The sequence below is a fragment of the Pseudomonas sp. HN2 genome (assembly GCF_020736465.1).
GTDB lineage: Bacteria > Pseudomonadota > Gammaproteobacteria > Pseudomonadales > Pseudomonadaceae > Aquipseudomonas > Aquipseudomonas moraviensis_A.
Genome location: NZ_CP085885.1, coordinates 2,407,199 through 2,427,759 on the forward strand (window position 1 = coordinate 2,407,199; position 20,561 = coordinate 2,427,759).

A 20,561-nucleotide genomic window follows, 5' to 3' on the forward strand; every position below is an offset into this window, starting at 1 on the left:
TTATTGCGCAGTGGCTGGTGCCAGAAAAGCGGCTTCCAGCAACTGCTGTGTATACGGATGTCGGGGGGCGGCAAAGATACTTTGCGCGTCTCCCTGTTCGACCACTTGGCCATGCTTGACCACCATCAGTTGGTGGCTCAGCGCTTTGACGACAGCCAGATCATGGCTGATGAACAAATACGTCAGGTTGTACTTGGCTTGCAGTGAACGCAACAGCTCCACCACTTGCCGCTGCACCGTCCGGTCGAGCGCCGAAGTCGGCTCGTCCAGCAGGATCAGCGCCGGTTTCAGCACCAAAGCCCGGGCAATGGCGATTCGCTGCCGTTGCCCACCGGAAAATTCGTGGGGGTAGCGGTGCCGGGTTTCCGGATCCAGACCTACCTCCTTCAATGCCGCGATGATCGCCGCTTCCTGTTCGGCGGCGGTGCCCATCTTGTGTATCCGCAGGCCTTCGCCAACGATGTCATTGACGCACATGCGTGGGCTCAGGCTGCCAAACGGGTCCTGAAACACCACCTGCATTTCCCGGCGCAGCGGACGAACCTCGCTTTGCGTCAGGCAGTCTAGCTGCTTGCCTTCAAAGCGGATCGCGCCCTGGCTGCCGATCAGGCGCAAAATTGCCAGACCGAGGGTGGATTTGCCGGAACCGCTTTCGCCGACAATCCCCAGGGTCTGACCCTGAGGCAGGCTGAAATTGATGCCGTCCACTGCCTTGACGTAATCCACCGTGCGCTTGAGCAGGCCTTTCTTGATCGGGAACCAGACTTTCAGGTCCTCGACTTCGAGCAGCGGCGCACCGATTGCATTGGTTGCCGGGCCGCCGCTGGGCTCCGCGCCGAGCAATTCCCGAGTGTACGGATGCTGCGGCGAACGGAACAGCTCTGCGCACGATGCCTGTTCGACGATGCAACCGCGCTGCATGACACATACGCGATGCGCAATTCTTCGCACCAGATTCAAATCGTGACTGATCAGGAGCAGCGACATGCCCAATCGAGCCTGAAGATCCTTGAGCAAATCGAGGATTTTCAGCTGAACGGTCACATCCAGCGCGGTGGTCGGTTCGTCGGCAATCAGCAATTCCGGCTCATTGGCCAGGGCCATGGCGATCATCACGCGCTGGCGCTGGCCGCCGGACAATTCATGGGGCAGGGCCTTGAGGCGCTTGTGCGGCTCGGGAATGCCGACCATTTCCAGCAGCTCAAGGGTGCGTCTGGTCGCAACTTTGCCGCTCAGGCCCTTGTGAATGCCGAGAATCTCGTTGATCTGCTTCTCGATCGAATGCAGCGGATTCAGCGAGGTCATCGGTTCCTGAAAAATCATCGCGATGCGGTTGCCACGAATGTGGCGGATGGTCTTTTCGCTCAGATCCAGCAGATTCTGCCCTGCATAGTTGATGCTGCCGGCCGGATGCCGCGCCATGGGGTAGGGCAGCAGGCGCAGGATCGAGTGTGCGGTCACCGATTTGCCCGAGCCCGATTCGCCGACCAGCGCCAGGGTTTCGCCACGCTTGATGTCGAAGCTCACGCCCTCGACCACACGATGCACCCGCTCGCCGAAACCGAATTCGACGGCGAGGTCGCGCACTTCGATCAGATTGTCCTGATTCATTTCACTTCCTCGGGTCGAAGGCATCGCGAGCGGACTCGCCGATGAACACCAGCAAACTCAACATCAATGCCAGCACGGCAAACGCGCTCATGCCCAGCCACGGCGCCTGCAGGTTGGATTTGCCCTGGGCGACCAGTTCGCCCAGCGACGGGCTGCCCGCCGGCAAGCCGAAACCGAGGAAATCCAGTGCGGTGAGGGTGCCGATAGCGCCGGTGAGAATGAACGGCATGAAGGTCATGGTCGAGACCATGGCGTTGGGCAGGATGTGGCGGAACATGATCGCGCCGTTCTGCATGCCCAGCGCCCGCGCGGCGCGCACGTACTCCAGATTGCGCCCGCGCAGGAACTCGGCGCGCACCACGTCGACCAGGCTCATCCACGAGAACAGCAGCATGATCCCCAGCAGCCACCAGAAATTCGGCTGGACGAAACTGGCGAGGATGATCAGCAGGTACAGCACCGGCAGCCCCGACCAGATTTCCAGGAAACGCTGGCCGGCCAGATCCACCCAGCCGCCATAAAAACCCTGCAGTGCCCCGGCAATCACGCCGATGATCGAGCTCAGCACGGTCAACGTCAGCGCAAACAGCACGGAGATGCGGAAACCGTAGATCACCCGCGCCAACACGTCGCGGCCCTGATCGTCGGTGCCCAGCAGGTTGTCCGCCGAGGGCGGCGCCGGCGCCGGGACTTTCAGGTCGTAGTTGATGCTCTGGTAGCTGTAGGGGATCGGTGCCCACAGAATCCACGCGTCCCTGGCCTTGAGCAGCTCACGGATGTACGGGCTCTTGTAGTTGGCTTCCAGCGGGAATTCGCCACCGAAGGCGGTTTCCGGGTAGCGCTTGATCGCCGGGAAGTACCAGTTGTTGTCGTAATGCACGACCAGCGGTTTGTCGTTGGCAATCAGCTCGGCGCCCAGACTCAGGCCGAACAGGATCAGAAACAGCCATAGCGACCACCAGCCACGCTTGTTGGCCTTGAACAGTTCGAAGCGCCGACGGTTGAGAGGGGACAGGTTCATCTCAATGCTCCCGGCTTGCGAAGTCGATGCGCGGATCGACAAAGGTGTAGGTCAGGTCGCCGATCAGTTTCACCACCAGCCCGAGCAAGGTGAAGATGAACAGCGTGCCGAACACCACCGGGTAATCACGGTTGATCGCCGCTTCGAAACTCATCAGGCCGAGGCCGTCGAGGGAGAAAATCACTTCCACCAGCAGGGAGCCGGTGAAGAAGATGCCGATGAACGCCGACGGGAAACCGGCAATCACCAACAGCATGGCGTTGCGGAACACGTGGCCGTAGAGCACGCGATGGCGAGTCAGGCCCTTGGCCTTGGCGGTGACCACGTACTGTTTGTTGATTTCATCGAGGAAGCTGTTTTTGGTCAGCAGGGTCATGGTCGCGAAGTTGCCGATCACCAGCGCGGTTACCGGCAATGCCAGGTGCCAGAAATAATCGAGGATCTTGCCACCCAGGCTCAGCTCATCGAAGTTGTTCGACGTCAGGCCGCGCAGGGGAAACCAGTCGAGATAACTGCCGCCGGCGAACACCACGATCAGCAGGATCGCAAACAGAAATGCCGGGATCGCATAGCCGACGATGATCGCCGAACTGGTCCAGACGTCAAAGTGGCTGCCGTGCCGCGTGGCCTTGGCGATGCCCAGCGGAATCGACACCAGGTACATGATCAGCGTGCTCCACAGCCCCAGCGAGATCGACACCGGCATCTTTTCCTTGATCAGGTCGATGACCTTGGCGTCGCGGAAGAAACTGTCGCCGAAATCCAGCTGCGCGTAGTTCTTGACCATGATCCACAGACGTTCCGGGGCCGATTTGTCGAACCCGTACATGTGCTCGATTTCCTTGATCAGCGCCGGATCCAGCCCCTGCGCGCCACGGTAGGACGAGCCGGCCACCGCCACTTCGGCACCGCCGCCGGCAATCCGGCTGGTGGCGCCTTCGAAACCTTCGAGCTTGGCGATCATCTGCTCGACCGGCCCGCCGGGCGCGGCCTGGATGATCACGAAGTTGATCAGCAGGATGCCGAACAGGGTCGGAATGATCAGCAGCAGTCGCCGAAAGATATACGCCAGCATCTGATTACTCCGTGCCCGCAGGGTCGGCTTGCAGTTGGGTTTCGACTTCTACGGCCGGTTTGGCGTCAGGCTTGACCCACCAGGTGTTGATGCCGATGTCGTACTTGGGCGAGGTTTTCGGGTGGCCGATGTGGTTCCAGTAGGCCACGCGCCAGCTCTTGATGTGCCAGTTCGGCACCACGTAGTAGCCCCATTGCAGTACGCGATCCAGCGCGCGGGCGTGGGCCACCAGGCTTTTGCGCGAGTCGGCGTTGATCAGGCTTTCCACCAGTTGGTCAACGGTCGCATCCTTCAGGCCCATGCTGTTGCGGCTGCTCGGTTTGTCGGCGGCGGCGCTCATCCAGTACTCGCGCTGTTCATTGCCCGGCGAGTTGGACTGCGGAAAGCTGCCGACCATCATGTCGAAGTCCCGCGAACGCACGCGGTTGATGTACTGCGAGACGTCGACGCGGCGGATCACCAGGTCGATGCCGAGGTCGCTGAGGTTGCGCTTGAACGGCAGCAGCACGCGTTCGAACTCGGTCTGGGCGAGGAGGAATTCGATCACCACCGGTTTGCCGGTGGCGTCGACCATTTTGTCGTCAACGATCTTCCAGCCCGCCTCTTGCAACAGTTGATACGCCTCGCGCTGCTGGGTGCGGATCATGCCGCTGGCGTCGGTCTGCGGATTTTCAAAGGCTTCGCTGAACACCTGGGCCGGCAGTTTGCTGCGGAACGGTTCGAGGACGGCCCGCTGATCGGCATCGGGCAGACCGGTGGCGGCCATTTCCGAGTTTTCGAAATAACTGCGGGTGCGCACGTAGGCGCCGTTGAACAGTTGCTTGTTGGTCCATTCGAAGTCGAACAGCAGCCCGAGCGCCTGACGCACGCGCACATCCTGGAACAGTGGGCGGCGCAGGTTGAAGACGAAGCCCTGCATGCCGGTCGGGTTGCTGTTGGGGATCAGTTCCTTGATCAAACGGCCCTCGGTGACCGCCGGAACGTTATAGGCGCTGGCCCAGTTCTTCGCGGTCATCTCCAGCCAGTAATCGAATTGCCCGGCCTTCAGCGCTTCGAGGGCGACGGTGTTGTCGCGGTAGTAATCGGTGGTCATCGTGTCGAAGTTGTAGAAGCCCCGGTTGACCGGCAGGTCCTTGCCCCAGTAATCCTTGACCCGCTCGTAACGTACCGAGCGTCCGGCCTTCACTTGGGTGACCTTGTACGGGCCGCTGCCCAGCGGGATTTCCAGATTGCCCTTGTTGAAGTCGCGACTGGCCCACCAGTGTTTCGGCAGGACCGGCAATTGGCCGAGGATCAGCGGCAGTTCGCGGTTGTTGCTGTGTTTGAACTTGAACAGCACTTTCAACGGGTCTTCGACGATGGCTTCGGCGACGTCGTTGTAATAGCCGCGAAACATCGGCGAGCCTTCCTTGGTCAGCGTCTCGAAGCTGAACACCACGTCTTCGGCGCGTACCGGGTGGCCGTCGTGGAAACGCGCTTCCGGGCGCAGATAGAAGCGCACCCAGCTGTTGTCGTCGGCTTTTTCGATCTTGCTGGCAATCAGGCCATACTCGGTGAACGGCTCGTCGAGGCTGTGTTTGGTCAGGGTGTCGTAGATCTGCCCGATGTCATCGGCGGGCACGCCTTTGTTGATGAACGGGTTGAGGCTGTCGAAGCCGCCGAAACCGGCCTGACGAAACACGCCGCCCTTGGGCGCATCGGGGTTCACGTAGTCGAAGTGCTTGAAGTCGGCCGGATATTTCGGCGGCTCGTTGTACAGGGTCACGGCGTGTTGCGGGGCAGCACAGGCCAGCCCGGCGAACAGCAAGCCGCTGGCCTGCACGAGCAGGGTGCGAACAGGGTTCATCGATCTTTCTCCGAAGACTTCAGCCACCATGCGCTCAGGCCCAGGGTGTAGGGCGGCGTGGTGACAAAGGCCAACCGGTTGCGGTAGGCCAGACGGTGATAATTGAGGTACCAGTTGGGAATGCTGTAGTGCTGCCAGAGCAGCACGCGGTCGAGCGCCTTGCCGGCGGCGACCTGCTCGTCGCGGGTGCGCGCGGCGAGCAATTGTTCAAGCAGATGATCGACCACCGGATTGGCGATGCCCGCGTAATTCTTGCTGCCCTTGACGTTCACCTGGCTGGAGTGGAAGTACTGCCACTGCTCGAGGCCCGGGCTCAAGGTCTGGCCCAGTGTCATCGAGATCATGTCGAAATCGAATTGATCGAGGCGCTGTTTGTACTGCGCGCGATCGACGGTGCGCAGGCGCGCGTCGATGCCGATACTGTTGAGGTTCTCGATATACGGCTGGTAGAGACGCTCCAGGCTCGGATTGACCAGCAGCAGTTCGAAGCGCAGCGGTTGGCCTTGGGCGTTCTGCAAGCGCTGACCATTGAGCTTCCAGCCGGCGTCCGCGAGCAATGCCAATGCCTTGCGCATGGTTTCCCGGGGAATGCCGCGACCGTCGGTTTGCGGCAGGGTGAATGGCTCGGTGAACAGCCTTGCCGGAAGCTGATCCTTGTACGGTTTGAGCATCAGCCACTCGTGCCCGACTGGCAGGCCCGAGGCAGTGAATTCGCTGTTGGGGTAGTAACTGGTGGCGCGCTTGTAGGCGTCGCTGAACAGCGCGCGGTTGGTCCACTCGAAGTCGAACATCAGGCCCAGCGCTTCGCGAGTCTTTACGTCGGCGAACGTCGCGCGGCGGGTGTTCATGAACAGGCCCTGAGTCTGAGTCGGGATCTGATGCGGGATCTGCGCCTTGATCACCTCGCCACGCCGTACGGCAGGGAAGTTGTAACCGTTGAGCCAGTTCTTCGCCTGATGCTCGATGTAGACGTCGAACTCACCGGCCTTGAAAGCTTCGAAGGCCACATCGCTGTCGCGGTAGAACTCGACTTCCATGCGATCGAAATTGTACTTGCCGCGATTGACCGGCAGGTCCTTGCCCCAGTAATCCTTGACCCGTTCGAAGATCAACTGCCGCCCCGGCGTGACCGAAGTGATGCGGTACGGCCCGCTGCCCAGCGGTGGTTCGAAGGTGGTGGCCTTGAAGTCGCGATCTTTCCAGTAATGCTGCGGCAGCACCGGCAATTCGCCCAGACGCAGGATCAGCAGCGGATTGCCCGAGCGTTTGAACACAAAGCGAATGCGCTGCTTGTCGAGGATGTCGACCCGCAGCACTTCCTGCAGCGCCGTGCGATACAGCGGATGGCCTTCCTTGAGCAGCAGGCGATAGGAGAATGCTACGTCGTAGGCGGTGATCGGCGCGCCGTCATGGAAGCGCGCCTCGGGGCGCAGATTGAAGACGACCCAGCTGCGATCTTCGCTGTACTCCACCGATTGTGCGATCAAACCGTAGCTCGACGCCGGCTCGTCGCCGGAAGGCGAATACTGCCCGGTGCCGACCATCAGCGGCTCGTTCAGCTCGTTGATACCGTACTGGAGGAAGTTCGCTGTGGTGACCGGGCTGGTGCCCTTGAAGGTGTAAGGATTGACCGTATCGAAGGTGCCGGACGCCATCACCCGCAACGTGCCGCCCTTGGGCGCTTGCGGGTTGACCCAGTCGAAGTGGGTAAATCTGGCCGGGTACTTGAGCGTGCCGAACTGCGCATAACCATGACTTTCGGTAATCGTCGCGCTTGCGGTAGAGCTCAAGGCCAGGCTGATCAGGAGCAGGGAGAGGGCACGCTTCAAGTCAGATCCGATCCAGCGGCTTGGGCTTTGTGGGCCGTACAGTAACAGCTTGTCTGGACAGGAAAAAGATGCGGGTTAAAGAGCCCCTCACCCTAACCCTCTCCCGGAGGGAGAGGGGACTGATCGTGGTGTCAGGGCGAATTGCACCGACGTGCGAAACCGAGTCGAACTCAGATTTTGAAAAGCCTGGAGATCGGCTCCCTTTCCCCCTCGCCCCCTTGGGGGAGAGGGCTGGGGTGAGGGGGATGGATCTTCAGGGCGCGACAAAATTTCATCCAAAAAAAGCCCCCGAAATCTCAGGGGCTCTTCTGTCAGTGCGGCTGATAAACCGTCAGCATCTGCCCAGGCTTGAGTGCCTTGCCCGCACCCGGGTTCCAGCGCTTGAGATGTTGCATCTCGACGTTGAAACGCTTGGCCACCACATACAGGGTGTCGCCGCGCTTGACCTTGTACTGGGTCTGCTGCTTGCTCTCGTCCTTGCCTTTGGTCTTGGTATTCGCCGCGACCACGGTGTTTACCCGACCGGACTTGCGCGCCGGGGCACGCTTGGTGTTGTCCTGCATGACCAGGGTCTGGCCGACCTTGAGGTTCTTGCCGGTCAGCTTGTTCCAGCGCTGCAGATCCTTCACCTCGACCTTGTTGGCTTTGGCGATGGAGCCGAGGTTGTCGCCACGCTTGACACGATAAGCGCGCTTGAGTTGCGCGACTTCAGACGGATCGGCGCCTTCGAATACCGGCTTCAGCGAGCGCGGGCTGATCAGCTCGTCCGGGCGCATGGTCTGCAGACTCGCGGTCAGCAGTTGCGCCTTGGACGTCGGCACCAGCAAATGCTGCGGGCCATCGATGGTGGTGCGCTGTTTGAAGGCCGGGTTGAGCTGGAATAGCTCGTCCTCGTCGATGTTCGCCACCGCAGCGACCTTGGACAGGTCCATGCGCTGGTTGATTTCGACGACCTGGAAGTACGGTTCGTTGGCGATCGGGTTGAGGTTGACGCCGTAGGCTTCCGGCGCCAGTACCACCTGCGACAGTGCCAGCAGTTTCGGCACGTAGGCCTGGGTTTCCGCTGGCAGCGGCAGGTTCCAGTAGTCGGTGGGCAGGCCGAGCTTTTCGTTGCGCTCGATCGCCCGGCTGACCGTGCCTTCACCGGCGTTATAGGCCGCCAGAGCCAGCAGCCAGTCACCGTTGAACATGTCGTGCAGACGGGTCAGGTAGTCCATCGCCGCTGTGGTTGAAGCGGTGATGTCGCGACGGCCATCGTAGAAACGCGTCTGGCGCAGGTTGAAGTAACGCCCGGTGGACGGAATGAATTGCCACAGGCCCACGGCATCGGCACGGGAATAGGCCATCGGGTTGTAGGCGCTCTCGATCACTGGCAGCAGGGCCAGTTCCAGCGGCATGTTGCGTTCTTCGAGGCGTTCGACGATGTAATGAATATAGAGGCTGCCGCGTTCGCCGGCATTCTCGAGGAAAGAGGGGTTACTGGCGAACCACAGGCGTTGTTGCTCGATGCGCGGATTGACGCCAAGGCCTTCCTGCAACTGGAAGCCCTGGCGCATGCGTTCCCAGATGTCCTGGGGCGCCACGGGAGTGGGCTTCTCGGTCAGCCAGATCGGCTTCTGCTTGGCTCGCGCAGCAATGTTCGGCGTGTGCGTCGCTTCAGTCTGCGGAGCGTGGCTGGAACAACCCGCCAGCGTGGCGGACACAGCCACCGCGATGGCTTGCGCCAGGCGGGTCAAAGCATCTGAATTGACGGACTTACGTATGGATGACGACATTGGCTGGAAGTAAGTTCCGGGCAAAAATGTCGGGCGATTCTAGAAAGCGCACCCCCTGCGGTCAACCATTGAGAATTTCCGTGCCCGCCAGCCGCTTGCTCAGAACGTGTCTTTCCAGGCTCGCAACACTGCAAACACCTCGCTCGGCGCCCGGTTTTGAGCGCCTTCCCGTTCGTCCACTTTTTGTGTAACCAATGTTTCAGAAGTGCGTAAAAACGGATTGGTGAGCTTTTCCAGGGCCAGCGTCGACGGCAGCGTCATAACGCCGTTCTGCCGTTGTTGAGTAACCTTTTCCAGACGAGCGGCAGTGTGCGGATTGCCTGGCTCGACGGCGGCGGCAAATTTGAGATTGCTCAAAGTGTATTCATGGGTGCAGTAGACCAGCGTATCTTCCGGCAGGGCCGCGAGACGGCTGAGCGAGTGATACATCTGCTCGGGTGTGCCTTCGAACAGCCGGCCGCAACCGGCGGCGAACAGGGTGTCGCCGCAGAACAGCAGACCATGGTGGTAATAGGCGATGTGCCCCAGGGTGTGGCCGGGCACCGCATACACATCGAAGTCCCAGCCGAGCACGCTGACGCTGTCGTTGTCTTTCAGCGCTACGTCGCGCGCCGGGATGCGTTCGCTGGCCGGGCCGTAGACTTTGGCACCGGTCGCCGCTTTCAGGCGCTCGACACCGCCGACATGATCATGGTGATGGTGGGTAATCAGGATGTCGCTGAGCACCCAGTCTGGATGCGCGTCGAGCCACGCCTGCACCGGGGCGGCGTCGCCCGGATCGACCACCGCACAGCGCTGGGTCTGATGATCCTGTAACAACCAGATGTAGTTGTCGGTGAAGGCGGGCAGGGCACTGATCTGTATCATCGTCGGAATTCGCCAAGCGGAAAACATTGGCGCATCTTAGTAGTTCCTGGCGCGTTGGAGAATGACATGACCGATAAAGCGTTCGCTCAGGCCGATCCCGACTGGCTGGCATTGATCAGCGCCGCCCGCGAATGGCTGTCGGGGCCGCTCGGGCAATTTCTGCTGGATGAAGAACGGCGCATGCTCGATGACGAGCTCGGCCGGTTCTTCGGCGGTTATCTGGTGCATTACGGCCCGTCCGCCGAAACCCCGCCCGCTGCGCCGCAAGTGCAGCGCAACGTGCGGCTCGGGGCGCCGTTGCCCGGGGTCGAGATCGTCTGCGAAGAGCAGGCCTGGCCGTTGAGCGAGCATGCTGCCGACGTGGTGGTGATGCAGCACGGTCTGGATTTCTGCCTGTCGCCCCACGGCTTGCTGCGTGAAGCGGCCAGCAGCGTGCGTCCGGGCGGGCATCTGCTGATCATCGGCATCAACCCCTGGAGCACGTGGGGTCTGCGGCATTTCTTCGCCAACGATGCCCTGCGCAAGGCGCGCTGCATATCGCCGTCGCGGGTCGCCGACTGGCTTAATCTGCTGGGCTTCGCGCTGGAGAAACGCCGCTTCGGATGCTATCGTCCGCCGCTCGCGTCGCCCAAGTGGCAGAACCGTCTGGCCGGCTGGGAACGCAAGGCCGGTGACTGGCAATTGTCCGGCGGTGGCTTCTATTTGCTGGTGGCGCGCAAGATCGTGGTGGGGCTCAGGCCGTTGCGCCAGGAGCGCCGCGAGCCGATGGGCAAGCTGATTCCGCTGCCGATGGCCAAGGTCAACCGCCGCCGCATCGAACCGTAAACCCTCTTTTATTTGTGGCCGGGCTTGTCCCGGCCGCGGTCATTGTCGATCCGTGATTGGCAGGACACGCATTTTTCTGGAAAGACTGGCATGAGCGAAAGCGTGGAAAGCGTCGACACCGTAGAACTGTTCACCGACGGCGCCTGCAAGGGCAATCCCGGCCCGGGTGGCTGGGGCGCTCTGCTGGTGTGCAAGGGCGTCGAAAAGGAACTGTGGGGCGGCGAGGCCAACACCACCAACAACCGCATGGAACTGCTCGGCGCGATCCGCGGCCTCGAAGCACTCAAGCGCCCGTGCGAAGTGCTGCTGGTGACTGACTCGCAATACGTGATGAAAGGCATCAACGAGTGGATGGCCAACTGGAAGAAGCGCGGCTGGAAAACTGCCGCGAAAGAACCGGTGAAGAACGCCGATCTGTGGAAAGAACTGGACGAGCAGGTCAACCGCCACAAAGTCACCTGGAAATGGGTGCGCGGGCACATCGGCCATCACGGTAACGAGCGGGCGGACCAGTTGGCCAATCGTGGCGTGGATGAGGTTCGTGGGTACAAACAGTCCTGAGTTTTCCTGATAGTCCGTGGTGCGCTCATTCGCGAGCAGGCTCGCTCCCACAGGGAAATGTATTCCAGACCTTGAATTGGAATACATTCCAATGTGGGAGCGAGCCTGCTCGCGAAGGGCTCGCCACGGTCTGACTGAAACACCCCTCCGAGCGTGTTAACATCCGCGCCTTTGCCCGATTGACCCGTTGAGAGCTGAGCACTGATGGCCACCAGATCCGTTGTACTCGATACCGAAACCACCGGCATGCCGGTGACCGATGGTCACCGGATCATTGAAATCGGTTGCGTCGAACTGATCGGTCGGCGCCTGACGGGCCGGCACTTTCACGTTTATCTGCAGCCGGATCGCGAGAGCGACGAGGGGGCGATCGGTGTGCACGGCATCACCAATGAATTCCTCGTCGGCAAGCCGCGCTTTGCCGAGGTCGCCGACGAGTTCTTCGAATTCATCAAAGGCGCGCAGCTGATCATCCACAACGCGGCGTTCGACGTTGGCTTCATCAACAACGAATTCGCCTTGATGGGCCAGCACGATCGCGCTGACATCACCCAGCACTGCACGATCCTCGACACCCTGATGATGGCCCGGGAACGTCACCCGGGACAGCGCAACAGCCTCGATGCGTTGTGCAAACGTTACGGCGTCGACAACTCCGGCCGTGAACTGCACGGCGCCTTGCTCGACTCGGAGATTCTCGCCGACGTCTACCTGACCATGACCGGCGGCCAGACCAGCCTGTCGCTGGCCGGCAACGCCTCCGACGGCAACGGCACGGGCGAGGGCGCGGATAATTCGGCCACGGAAATCCGTCGCCTGCCGGTCGATCGCCAGCCAGCACGCATCATCCGCGCGACCGAAGACGAACTGGCGGCGCATCTGGTGCGGTTGGAAATCATCGCCAAATCGGCGGGAGCGCCGGCGTTGTGGACGCAGATTGCCGAGGCTGATGCGCAGGCCTGAAAGATCGAAAAATCAAAGGATCAGAAGATCAAAAGATCGCAGCCTTCGGCAGCTCCTACGGGGATTGCATTCCAGAGTTGAGAGACGAGGAAGGCTGCGATTTTTTGCGCTTGGCGACATGAAGCCAAGTTGCCACCCTCGCCACATTCGCTGCAACCCTCTACCCTGAGTGCATTGGCGGGTGCAGATCTGCCGCCTCAGGACACTGAGCCTCATGTACAAACAGTTGAAATTTGCGCTGGCAATCATCCATCGCGACATCAAGGTCGACAGCGTCGGCTGCGTCAAGGAATGAGGACCTTTCCCAGTATGCAACCGGTCATGAATCCGAAATACCCAGGGTTGTCGGTGCGCGTCGCCGACGAAGGTTTTGCGCCGTATATCTGGGGCAGCGACTTCAGTTTCGAGGTCGCTGCCTATGGCGCCGCCGTGATCGGCAAACCGGTCGCACAATGGCCGGTGACGCCGATCGTGCCGTACCGCAAGTGCTACGGCATCGATCCGGAGGAATTCAGCGCCTTTCACAACGCGCCCGACAGCGCGATTTTCATGGCGTACCTGGACGACGAGCCGGTCGGCCATCTGGTGATCAGCACCAACTGGAACGGCTTCGCCCACATTGATGAACTGGCTGTGCACGCCCCGGCCCGGCGCCACGGGGTGGCCAAGGCGCTGCTCGATGTGGCGCAGTTCTGGAGTCGCAAGAAAAAGCTGCCGGGCATCATGCTCGAAACCCAGAACAACAACCTCGGCGCCTGTCGGCTGTATGAGCGCTGCGGTTACGTGATTGGCGGCATCGATCAACTGCGCTATCGCGGCATCGATCCACACACCGCCGAAGTCGCGTTGTTCTGGTATCGCCTGTTCGACAACCCGTTGGAAAAACCCCTCAGCTCGACAGCATCGCCTCGGCTTGTTCCGTGATGATCGCCAGCAGCGACTGAATCGCCGCTGACGGCGCGGCGTGCTTGAAGGTCAGGGCGTAGAGGCTGATCGGCACCGCCGGTGACAGCGGGCAAACGTCCAGCCCACCGGCGCGAGCGCCCAAAGCGGTGAACGGATCGACGATGGCCAGGCCTTCGCCGGCCTCGACCATGCTGCGCATCATCTGATGGGTCTGCACGCGGGTCTGAATGCTCGGTGCCGGGCGCAACGCCTGCAGCTTGTTTTCCAGTGCCGGACTCAGCGGATCCTGACCTTCGAGACCGACCATGGCCTGACCCGCCAGGTCTGCCAAAGAAATATATTTCTGTTTCGGTTGCAGCCAGCCGTGCGGCGCAAGCAATTGCAGCTTGCCCTGGGCCAGTGGCTGACAGTGGATGTCGGGGTGTTCGGGATCGTGCAGGCTCAGGCCCAGATCGCTTTCGCGCAGCAACAGGCTGCGGACGATGTCGCGTGTCGGCGCGCTGAGCAGGCTGCAAGGTGCGTCGGGCAAGCGTCGGCGCAGAGTCGCAAGACTTTGTGGCAGTAATTGTTGGGCCAGCGGCGGGGTGCCAATGATGCGCAAGGGCGGGGCGAGGTATTGCTTGAGGCTGCTGGCCAGACGCTGCACCGGCTCCAGCGCTTCATAGACGTGTGCGATTTCCACCTGCAGAGCGCGCGCTTCGGGCGTCGATTGCAGGCGCCCGCGAACGCTGGCAAACAGCATGAACCCCAGCTGACTCTCGGCTTCGCGCAAACGCTCTTCGACCTCGGTCACGGGCAATTGCAGCCATTCGGCGGCGGTGCCCAGGTGACCGGTCTGCAAGAGCGCCTGAATCACTTCGATGTGGCGTAAACGCATGCGTGAAGTCCATGTTCAGCAGGTGGGGTCAGACGCTGAATCCTACCCCAAGTCTGCACGCATGACTTCTGCTCATAACGCAAGGTTACTGAGCGACGGTTGGCTCAGGTTCGCGGATCAGGGTAATGCCTGATTGAACCAGGAGAAACTCGCTGTCACTGACCTTGTTGACGCGATCGCCAATGGCCAGTCTGTAAATGGGCTCCGAGCCAGTGGATCCGCCTGCAGACGGGTTCGATTCCTGGAATTCATGCACGGAATAAACACGGCCTTCCGCGTCTCTTGCATGAAACTGACCGACGAGTACTGCTGCCATCTGCTTAGAACCTCTGGAGATAAAACGCTTGATTTGCGGCTTTGTAGACCGTCACCAAGCTCGGTAAGTTTTCTTACAGGAAAAAAATATTCCTAGCGCAGGAAAAACCAATGATCACTGGTGAAAGCGTCACTGGATCATCTATAACTAGCGACTCTTCCCACAGACCATCGAGAGTCTTCCATGAGCAATGTCTACAACGTCGCTGTAGTGGTCGGTAGCCTGCGCAAAGCATCGATCAATCGCAAAGTCGCACTGGCCCTCGCCGAACTGGCACCGGCCAATCTCAAGCTCGAGATTGTCGAAATCGGTGAACTGCCGTTGTACAACGAGGACATCGACGGCGATTCTCCGCCCGCAGCCTACAGCACTTTCCGTCAGAAAGTGGCGTCATCCGACGCAGTGCTGTTTGTCACCCCCGAGTACAACCGCTCGATCCCGGCACCGTTGAAGAACGCCATCGACGTCGGCTCCCGTCCTTATGGCCAGAGCGCGTGGAGCGGCAAGCCCGGCGCGGTGATCAGCGTATCGCCAGGCGCCATCGGCGGTTTCGGCGCCAACCAGCACCTGCGCCAGACCTTTGTTTTCCTCGATATCCATTGCCTGCAACAGCCGGAAGCCTACCTGGGCGGCGCGGGCAATGCGTTTGACGAAGCGGGCAAGCTGAGCGAATCGGTGAAGCCGTTCCTGCAGAAATTCATCGATGCCTACGGCCAGTTCGTAGAGCAACACAAGAAGTAATCTCGTACACGGTCCCATGTAGGAGTGAGCCTGCTCGCGATAGCGGTCTTTCAGCTGACAATAATGCTGACTGATACACCGCCATCGCGAGCAGGCTCACTCCTACAGTTTTGTCTATCAGACTTTTCATGAAGGCTTCTGCGAATGCTCGCTGCGTCACTGATTTTCCTGCTGACCATCACCCTCGTCATCTGGCAACCCAAAGGCCTCGGCGTCGGCTGGAGTGCAACGCTGGGCGCCGTGCTGGCGTTGATCTTCGGCGTCGTTCATCTCACGGATATTCCGCTGGTCTGGCAGATCATCTGGAACGCCACCGGCACCTTCGTCGCACTGATCATCATCAGCCTGCTGCTCGACGAGGCCGGCTTTTTCAATTGGGCGGCGCTGCATGTGGCGCGTTGGGGGCGCGGCAGTGGGCGCAAGCTGTTTGCGTTCATGGTGCTGCTCGGCGCGTTGGTCTCGGCGCTGTTCGCCAATGACGGCGCGGCGCTGATTCTCACGCCGATCGTGATTTCAATGCTGCTGGCGCTGCGATTCTCGCCAGCGGCGACCCTGGCCTTCGTCATGGGCGCCGGATTTATCGCCGATACGGCGAGCCTGCCGCTGGTGGTGTCGAACCTGGTCAACATCGTTTCCGCGGACTTCTTCCACATCGGCTTCAACCGCTATGCCGCGGTGATGGTGCCGGTCAACTTCGTCAGCGTTGCGGCGACGTTGGGCATGTTGCTGTGGTTCTTTCGCCGCGACATTCCTGCGTCTTACGACCCTGAACAACTGGAAAACCCGAGCACTGCGATCCACGACAAGGCGACGTTCCAAGCCGGTTGGGCGGTGCTGGTGATCCTCTTGATCGGCTGCTTCGCCCTCGAACCGCTGGGCATTCCGATCAGCGCAATTTCCGCGGTGTGCGCCGCGCTGCTGCTGGGTATCGCCGCGCGCGGCCACAAGATCTCCACGCGCAAAGTGATGAAAGAAGCACCGTGGCAGATCGTGATTTTCTCGCTGGGCATGTACCTGGTGGTGTACGGCCTGCGCAATGCCGGACTCACCAGTTACCTCGCCGGGTGGCTGGACGTATTCGCCGGCCACGGCGTGTGGGGTGCGGCCATGGGCACCGGGGTTTTGACGGCGCTGTTGTCGTCGATCATGAACAACCTGCCGACCGTGCTGATCGGCTTGCTGTCGATCGACGCGAGTCAGGCCAGCGGGGTGATCAAGGAGGCGATGATCTATGCCAACGTGATTGGCAGCGACCTGGGGCCGAAGATCACCCCGATCGGCAGTCTGGCGACCTTGTTGTGGCTGCATGTGCTGGAGCGCAAGGGCATCCATATTGGCTGGGGCTATTACTTCCGTGTCGGAATTGTGTTGACCGTACCGGTGTTGCTGGTGACGTTGGCGGCATTGGCTTTGCGGCTTTCGCTGTAGACCGGGCTGACCCCAATCGCGAGCAGGCTCACTCCTACAATTTGAAATGCGTTCCCCTGTAGGAGTGAGCCTGCTCGCGATGGCGGTGGCACAGGCACCACAAATCTCAGGCTTGGCCGGGGACATTCGGCCAGAGATCCGCCACCAGGAACAACCGCTCCGCCTCTTCCCATTCGCCCTGGGCATTCTCGGTCAGGCGCACCATCAATTGCGCCGGGGCCAGCGCTGGCAGGTCTTGCAGCCACAAACGCAAATGCTCATCCGCCCAGACCTGATCCGCCGGGTAGTGCGCCGGCGCCAGCCAGGCGTGGCGGGGCAGGGGTTGCCAGCGTCCTGGCGGACGTTGCGCGACAAACGCCGGCCAGTCCTGCTGATGCAGCCAACTGCCACGCAGATGTTGCGGATGGGCGCCGTTTGGTGAGTCGGCCTGCCCCGGCCACGGATACAGCAGATAACCGCCCAGCCACAATTGCGCGCTGAAGGTTTCGATATCCAGTGCCGCCAGCACTTCGCGGCTTTCCGGGCGCGCCGAGATCGGTAATTGATGCTCGGCCAGATGCGCCAGTTTGCGATCCAGCCGGTCATGGCAACCTGGCCCGAGCCACTGCGCCGGATCGCGGCCATCGCCAGCCTGCGGTCCGAGGTAGAGCTTGATCGCCAGTTCCAGATGGTGCACGCCGTCGCGGTCACGCAGCAGCATGTCCAGTTCGCCGAGGGTGTGCCCGGCGCGGCGGATCGGCAGGTTGGCGGCGATCAGGTCAATGCCCGGTGCGTGCTCCACGGCGAACTGCCACAGGCGTTCGTAATACAGGCCCAGACGCCGGGTGCGCGCCTGGGATAGCCATTGCAGCAGGCCGTAACTGTCGCGGTCGAGCTGACGCAACCAGTGTTCGAGACGCTGCGGGTCGTGCACCCAGTCGCTGCCGGCCAGCGGATGACGCTGCGGCCACGGCGTGTCGGCGAGCATCGGCGGCGCGAGGATCACCCACGCCAGGTCCCGCACTTCGGGATGGCGTAATTGATGGGGCAGTTGAAGCAAATCGGGAAACAGGATCATCTTGCGAGCATAGCCTTAAACCTGAGCCCACCCTTGAGGCTGAAAGGATTTTGTCTATCTGGCGCTTTCGCCCATAATCGGGTTTTCGCGTTTTCGATTGTCCGCAGAGGTCCCATGGAGCAATTTCGTAATATCGGCATCATCGGTCGCCTGGGCAGTTCCCAGGTGCTGGATACCGTCCGCCGACTGAAACGCTTTCTGCTCGACCGTCACCTGCATGTGATCCTCGAAGACACCATCGCTGAAGTCCTGCCGGGCCACGGCCTGCAAACCTCGTCGCGCAAGATGCTCGGCGAAGTCTGCGACATGGTCATCGTCGTCGGCGGTGACGGCAGCCTGCTCGGCGCCGCGCGGGCGCTGGCCAGGCACAATATTCCGGTTCTGGGCATCAACCGTGGCAGCCTTGGCTTCCTCACTGATATTCGCCCGGACGAGCTGGAAATCAAGGTCGCCGAAGTGCTCGACGGCCACTATCTGGTGGAAAACCGCTTCCTGCTGCAAGCCGAAGTGCGTCGCCATGGCGAGGCCATCGGGCAGGGCGATGCGCTCAACGATGTGGTGCTGCACCCGGGCAAATCGACGCGGATGATCGAGTTCGAGCTGTACATCGACGGCCAGTTCGTCTGCAGCCAGAAGGCCGACGGCCTGATCGTCGCCACGCCGACCGGGTCCACTGCCTACGCGTTGTCTGCCGGTGGTCCGATCATGCATCCCAAGCTCGACGCTATTGTGATTGTGCCGATGTACCCCCATACCTTGTCGGGACGGCCAATCGTGGTCGATGGCAACAGTGAGCTGAAAATCGTCGTGTCCAAAGATATGCAGATCTACCCGCAGGTCTCCTGCGACGGCCAGAACCACTTCACCTGCGCACCGGGCGACACCATTACCGTGAGCAAGAAAGCGCAGAAACTGCGCCTGATTCATCCGCTCGATCACAATTACTACGAGGTGTGCCGGACCAAGCTTGGCTGGGGCAGCAAGCTGGGGGGTGGAGGCGACTGATGCTCGATCCCGCGCGCAGTTACGACCTGATTGGTGACGTGCACGGATGCGCTCTGACCCTCGAACACTTGCTGGACCGTCTCGGTTATCACAAGCAGGGCGGGGTCTGGCGCCATCCTTCACGCATGGCGGTGTTCGTCGGCGACATCATCGACCGTGGCCCGCGGATTCGCGAGGCGCTGCATATCGTCCACGACATGGTCGAGGCGGGGCAGGCGCTGTGCATCATGGGCAACCATGAATTCAATGCGCTCGGCTGGGTCACCCCGGCGCCACCGGGCAGCGGCAAGCAGTTCGTGCGCGAACACACCAAGCGCCATGCGCGGCTGTTGCAGGAAACCCTGAGCCAATTCGAGGACCATCCCGGTGACTGGCATGACTTCCAACAGTGGTTCTACGAGCTGCCGCTGTTCGTCGATGCCGGGCGGTTTCGCGTCGTCCACGCCTGCTGGGATGCCGGCTTGATCGAGCCGCTGCAGGCGTTGTTCCCCGACGGCTGCGTCGATGAGCATTTCCTCCAGGCGTCGGCGGTTCCCGGCAGTTTCGCCTGCACCGTGTTCGACCGCTTGCTGCGCGGCACCGATATGCGCCTGCCGGGCGGCCTGACCATGACCAGCGGCGACGGTCTGGTGCGTTCGTTCTTCCGCACCAAGTTCTGGGAAGACGACCCGAAAACCTACGGCGATATCGTGTTCCAGCCAGATGCGTTGCCGGAACCTGTCGCGCAAACGCCGTTGACGTCCATTGAAAAGAATTCCCTGCTGCGCTATGGCGTCGACGAACCGTTGCTGTTCGTCGGCCACTACTGGCGCAGCGGCAAACCGGCGCCGATCCGCCCGAACCTCGCGTGCCTGGATTACAGCGCCGTGCTCTACGGCAAACTGGTGGCCTATCGTCTGGATCAGGAAACGCGCCTGGATCCGCAAAAATTCGTCTGGGTCGATGTCGAGCGGCCGGAGGTGCTGCAATGAGTGCGGTAGCGGTATTGCGCCTGCCGTTGGCGGTGGATTTGAGCGGCTTCGTCAAGCTGCTGCAACGTATGCAAATGCCCCATCGGGTCAGCGAAGAAGCGGGCGAGCAGGTGCTGTGGGCGCCGGAGGAAATCAGCGAGGACGTGCGTTCGCTGTACGAGCGCTTCCCGGCCGGCGACCCGGATCAGCAACTGGACATGCCTGTGGGCCAGACCTTCAAAAGGCCGGGTTTTGCCGAGCAGCTGAAACACGCCAGGGCCACCGGATTCATTCTGCTGTTGAGCCTGATTGTCGGCGGTCTGACCTTTCTCGGCGAAAATCTGGAAACGCTGCGCTGGCTGACCTTCCTCGATTTCCGCGTGATTGGCGAGTACATCCACTTCACGCCGCTGGCCGACAGTCTGGCGGCAGGGCAGTGGTGGCGGCTGATCACGCCGATGCTGATCCACTTCGGCATCCTCCATCTGGCCATGAACGGCATGTGGTACTGGGAGCTGGGGCGGCGCATCGAGTCGCGCCAGGGCAGCATCAACCTGATCGGCCTGACGCTGCTGTTCAGTCTGGTGTCCAACTATGCGCAGTTCGTCTGGAGCGGCCCGAGCCTGTTTGGTGGGCTGTCCGGCGTGCTCTACGGTTTGCTCGGGCATTGCTGGATCTTCCAGTTGCTGGCGCCGAACCCGGCCTATCGCCTGCCGCGCGGGGTGCTGGTGATGATGCTGGTGTGGCTGGTGGTGTGCATGTCCGGGCTGGTCTCGCTGATCGGTTTCGGCCAGATCGCCAACGCCGCGCACCTGAGCGGGTTACTCATCGGATGCTTCACCGGTTTGTTGGGCGGTTTGTATAACCGCCGTAAACTGGCCGTCTAAAATTTTTGCTTCAGTAAAGAG

19 protein-coding genes are annotated in these 20,561 nt (G+C 61.1%); 9 read left to right on the top strand and 10 right to left on the bottom strand.

The window, feature by feature from the left end; all coding sequences use genetic code 11:
* The 7 genes from LIS66_RS10650 to gloB form a co-directional block, all read right to left on the bottom strand.
* On the bottom strand, nucleotides 1–1,611 hold the full coding sequence (locus LIS66_RS10650) for an ABC transporter ATP-binding protein (protein WP_042609547.1): 1,611 nt from the start codon (nucleotides 1,609–1,611) through the stop codon (nucleotides 1–3).
* Nucleotide 1,612: 1 nt separating this feature from the next.
* Complete coding sequence (locus tag LIS66_RS10655) at nucleotides 1,613–2,632, bottom strand: ABC transporter permease (RefSeq protein ID WP_042609548.1); 1,020 nt, start codon at nucleotides 2,630–2,632, stop codon at nucleotides 1,613–1,615.
* Between the two features lies 1 nt (nucleotide 2,633).
* On the bottom strand, nucleotides 2,634–3,707 hold the full coding sequence (locus tag LIS66_RS10660; RefSeq protein WP_016774154.1) for a microcin C ABC transporter permease YejB: 1,074 nt from the start codon (nucleotides 3,705–3,707) through the stop codon (nucleotides 2,634–2,636).
* A gap of 4 nt (nucleotides 3,708–3,711) precedes the next feature.
* Nucleotides 3,712–5,553, bottom strand: a complete 1,842-nt coding sequence (locus LIS66_RS10665) for an extracellular solute-binding protein (protein WP_227974212.1) — start codon at nucleotides 5,551–5,553, stop codon at nucleotides 3,712–3,714.
* Complete coding sequence (locus tag LIS66_RS10670; protein WP_227974213.1) at nucleotides 5,550–7,382, bottom strand: extracellular solute-binding protein; 1,833 nt, start codon at nucleotides 7,380–7,382, stop codon at nucleotides 5,550–5,552. The genes LIS66_RS10665 and LIS66_RS10670 overlap by 4 nt, the downstream gene beginning before the upstream one ends.
* Before the next feature lie 311 nt (nucleotides 7,383–7,693).
* On the bottom strand, nucleotides 7,694–9,157 hold the full coding sequence (locus LIS66_RS10675) for a transglycosylase SLT domain-containing protein (protein WP_041480626.1): 1,464 nt from the start codon (nucleotides 9,155–9,157) through the stop codon (nucleotides 7,694–7,696).
* 99 nt (nucleotides 9,158–9,256) lie between these two features.
* Nucleotides 9,257–10,024 (bottom strand): hydroxyacylglutathione hydrolase, encoded by a 768-nt coding sequence (gene gloB, locus LIS66_RS10680; RefSeq protein ID WP_042609669.1) that lies wholly within the window; start codon nucleotides 10,022–10,024, stop codon nucleotides 9,257–9,259.
* Nucleotides 10,025–10,090: 66 nt separating this feature from the next.
* Here gloB and LIS66_RS10685 point away from each other — a divergent pair, with 66 nt between their 5' ends.
* The 4 genes from LIS66_RS10685 (at nucleotide 10,091) to LIS66_RS10700 (ending at nucleotide 13,297) form a co-directional block, all read left to right on the top strand.
* Nucleotides 10,091–10,849 (top strand): class I SAM-dependent methyltransferase, encoded by a 759-nt coding sequence (locus LIS66_RS10685; protein WP_041480625.1) that lies wholly within the window; start codon nucleotides 10,091–10,093, stop codon nucleotides 10,847–10,849.
* A gap of 90 nt (nucleotides 10,850–10,939) precedes the next feature.
* Entirely contained in the window at nucleotides 10,940–11,410 is a 471-nt protein-coding gene (rnhA, locus tag LIS66_RS10690; RefSeq protein ID WP_007910572.1) for a ribonuclease HI, read from the top strand.
* 204 nt (nucleotides 11,411–11,614) lie between these two features.
* Entirely contained in the window at nucleotides 11,615–12,373 is a 759-nt protein-coding gene (gene dnaQ / locus LIS66_RS10695; protein WP_042609552.1) for a DNA polymerase III subunit epsilon, read from the top strand.
* Nucleotides 12,374–12,682: 309 nt separating this feature from the next.
* On the top strand, nucleotides 12,683–13,297 hold the full coding sequence (locus LIS66_RS10700) for a GNAT family N-acetyltransferase (protein ID WP_042609553.1): 615 nt from the start codon (nucleotides 12,683–12,685) through the stop codon (nucleotides 13,295–13,297).
* Here the strand turns inward: LIS66_RS10700 and LIS66_RS10705 are convergent.
* Entirely contained in the window at nucleotides 13,263–14,156 is an 894-nt protein-coding gene (locus LIS66_RS10705; protein WP_116657601.1) for a LysR family transcriptional regulator, read from the bottom strand. The two genes, LIS66_RS10700 and LIS66_RS10705, sit on opposite strands and share 35 nt — an antisense overlap.
* An 85-nt stretch (nucleotides 14,157–14,241) precedes the next feature.
* The gene (locus LIS66_RS10710; protein WP_042609555.1) at nucleotides 14,242–14,472 is read right to left on the bottom strand and encodes a hypothetical protein; all 231 of its coding nucleotides are present in this window, start codon (nucleotides 14,470–14,472) and stop codon (nucleotides 14,242–14,244) included.
* Between the two features lie 183 nt (nucleotides 14,473–14,655).
* Between LIS66_RS10710 and LIS66_RS10715 the strand changes: the two genes are divergently transcribed.
* Nucleotides 14,656–15,213: an NADPH-dependent FMN reductase gene (locus tag LIS66_RS10715; RefSeq protein WP_042609556.1), complete on the top strand. Its 558-nt coding sequence runs from the start codon at nucleotides 14,656–14,658 to the stop codon at nucleotides 15,211–15,213.
* A gap of 144 nt (nucleotides 15,214–15,357) precedes the next feature.
* Entirely contained in the window at nucleotides 15,358–16,641 is a 1,284-nt protein-coding gene (locus LIS66_RS10720) for an arsenic transporter (protein WP_064362003.1), read from the top strand.
* A 106-nt stretch (nucleotides 16,642–16,747) separates the two neighbouring features.
* Here LIS66_RS10720 and LIS66_RS10725 read toward each other — a convergent pair whose 3' ends face one another.
* Entirely contained in the window at nucleotides 16,748–17,698 is a 951-nt protein-coding gene (locus tag LIS66_RS10725) for a DUF1853 family protein (protein WP_064362002.1), read from the bottom strand.
* A 114-nt stretch (nucleotides 17,699–17,812) separates the two neighbouring features.
* Between LIS66_RS10725 and LIS66_RS10730 the strand changes: the two genes are divergently transcribed.
* Genes LIS66_RS10730 through LIS66_RS10740 form a run of 3 tightly spaced genes read left to right on the top strand, consistent with a single transcriptional unit; the run spans nucleotide 17,813 to nucleotide 20,540 of the window.
* Complete coding sequence (locus LIS66_RS10730) at nucleotides 17,813–18,703, top strand: NAD(+) kinase (RefSeq protein WP_041480619.1); 891 nt, start codon at nucleotides 17,813–17,815, stop codon at nucleotides 18,701–18,703.
* Complete coding sequence (locus LIS66_RS10735; protein WP_227974214.1) at nucleotides 18,703–19,674, top strand: metallophosphoesterase; 972 nt, start codon at nucleotides 18,703–18,705, stop codon at nucleotides 19,672–19,674. Before LIS66_RS10730 ends, LIS66_RS10735 begins: the two co-directional genes overlap by 1 nt.
* Nucleotides 19,671–20,540, top strand: coding sequence for a rhomboid family intramembrane serine protease (locus tag LIS66_RS10740; protein ID WP_227974215.1), 870 nt, complete (start codon nucleotides 19,671–19,673; stop codon nucleotides 20,538–20,540). The genes LIS66_RS10735 and LIS66_RS10740 overlap by 4 nt, the downstream gene beginning before the upstream one ends.
* The last annotated feature ends 21 nt before the right edge of the window (nucleotides 20,541–20,561 follow it).

Bases quoted from the DNA above. Each gene is read 5' to 3' on its own strand.
- LIS66_RS10720 (WP_064362003.1), top strand. From the start codon at position 15,358: ATGCTCGCTGCGTCACTGATTTTCCTGCTGACCATCACCCTCGTCATC.
- LIS66_RS10655 (WP_042609548.1), bottom strand. From the start codon at position 2,632: ATGAACCTGTCCCCTCTCAACCGTCGGCGCTTCGAACTGTTCAAGGCC.
- LIS66_RS10675 (WP_041480626.1), bottom strand. From the start codon at position 9,157: ATGTCGTCATCCATACGTAAGTCCGTCAATTCAGATGCTTTGACCCGC.
- LIS66_RS10740 (WP_227974215.1), top strand. From the start codon at position 19,671: ATGAGTGCGGTAGCGGTATTGCGCCTGCCGTTGGCGGTGGATTTGAGC.
- LIS66_RS10685 (WP_041480625.1), top strand. From the start codon at position 10,091: ATGACCGATAAAGCGTTCGCTCAGGCCGATCCCGACTGGCTGGCATTG.
- LIS66_RS10665 (WP_227974212.1), bottom strand. From the start codon at position 5,553: ATGAACCCTGTTCGCACCCTGCTCGTGCAGGCCAGCGGCTTGCTGTTC.
- LIS66_RS10715 (WP_042609556.1), top strand. From the start codon at position 14,656: ATGAGCAATGTCTACAACGTCGCTGTAGTGGTCGGTAGCCTGCGCAAA.
- LIS66_RS10725 (WP_064362002.1), bottom strand. From the start codon at position 17,698: ATGATCCTGTTTCCCGATTTGCTTCAACTGCCCCATCAATTACGCCAT.
- LIS66_RS10650 (WP_042609547.1), bottom strand. From the start codon at position 1,611: ATGAATCAGGACAATCTGATCGAAGTGCGCGACCTCGCCGTCGAATTC.
- LIS66_RS10735 (WP_227974214.1), top strand. From the start codon at position 18,703: ATGCTCGATCCCGCGCGCAGTTACGACCTGATTGGTGACGTGCACGGA.
- LIS66_RS10700 (WP_042609553.1), top strand. From the start codon at position 12,683: ATGCAACCGGTCATGAATCCGAAATACCCAGGGTTGTCGGTGCGCGTC.
- LIS66_RS10730 (WP_041480619.1), top strand. From the start codon at position 17,813: ATGGAGCAATTTCGTAATATCGGCATCATCGGTCGCCTGGGCAGTTCC.
- dnaQ (WP_042609552.1), top strand. From the start codon at position 11,615: ATGGCCACCAGATCCGTTGTACTCGATACCGAAACCACCGGCATGCCG.
- LIS66_RS10710 (WP_042609555.1), bottom strand. From the start codon at position 14,472: ATGGCAGCAGTACTCGTCGGTCAGTTTCATGCAAGAGACGCGGAAGGC.
- LIS66_RS10660 (WP_016774154.1), bottom strand. From the start codon at position 3,707: ATGCTGGCGTATATCTTTCGGCGACTGCTGCTGATCATTCCGACCCTG.
- rnhA (WP_007910572.1), top strand. From the start codon at position 10,940: ATGAGCGAAAGCGTGGAAAGCGTCGACACCGTAGAACTGTTCACCGAC.
- gloB (WP_042609669.1), bottom strand. From the start codon at position 10,024: ATGATACAGATCAGTGCCCTGCCCGCCTTCACCGACAACTACATCTGG.
- LIS66_RS10705 (WP_116657601.1), bottom strand. From the start codon at position 14,156: ATGCGTTTACGCCACATCGAAGTGATTCAGGCGCTCTTGCAGACCGGT.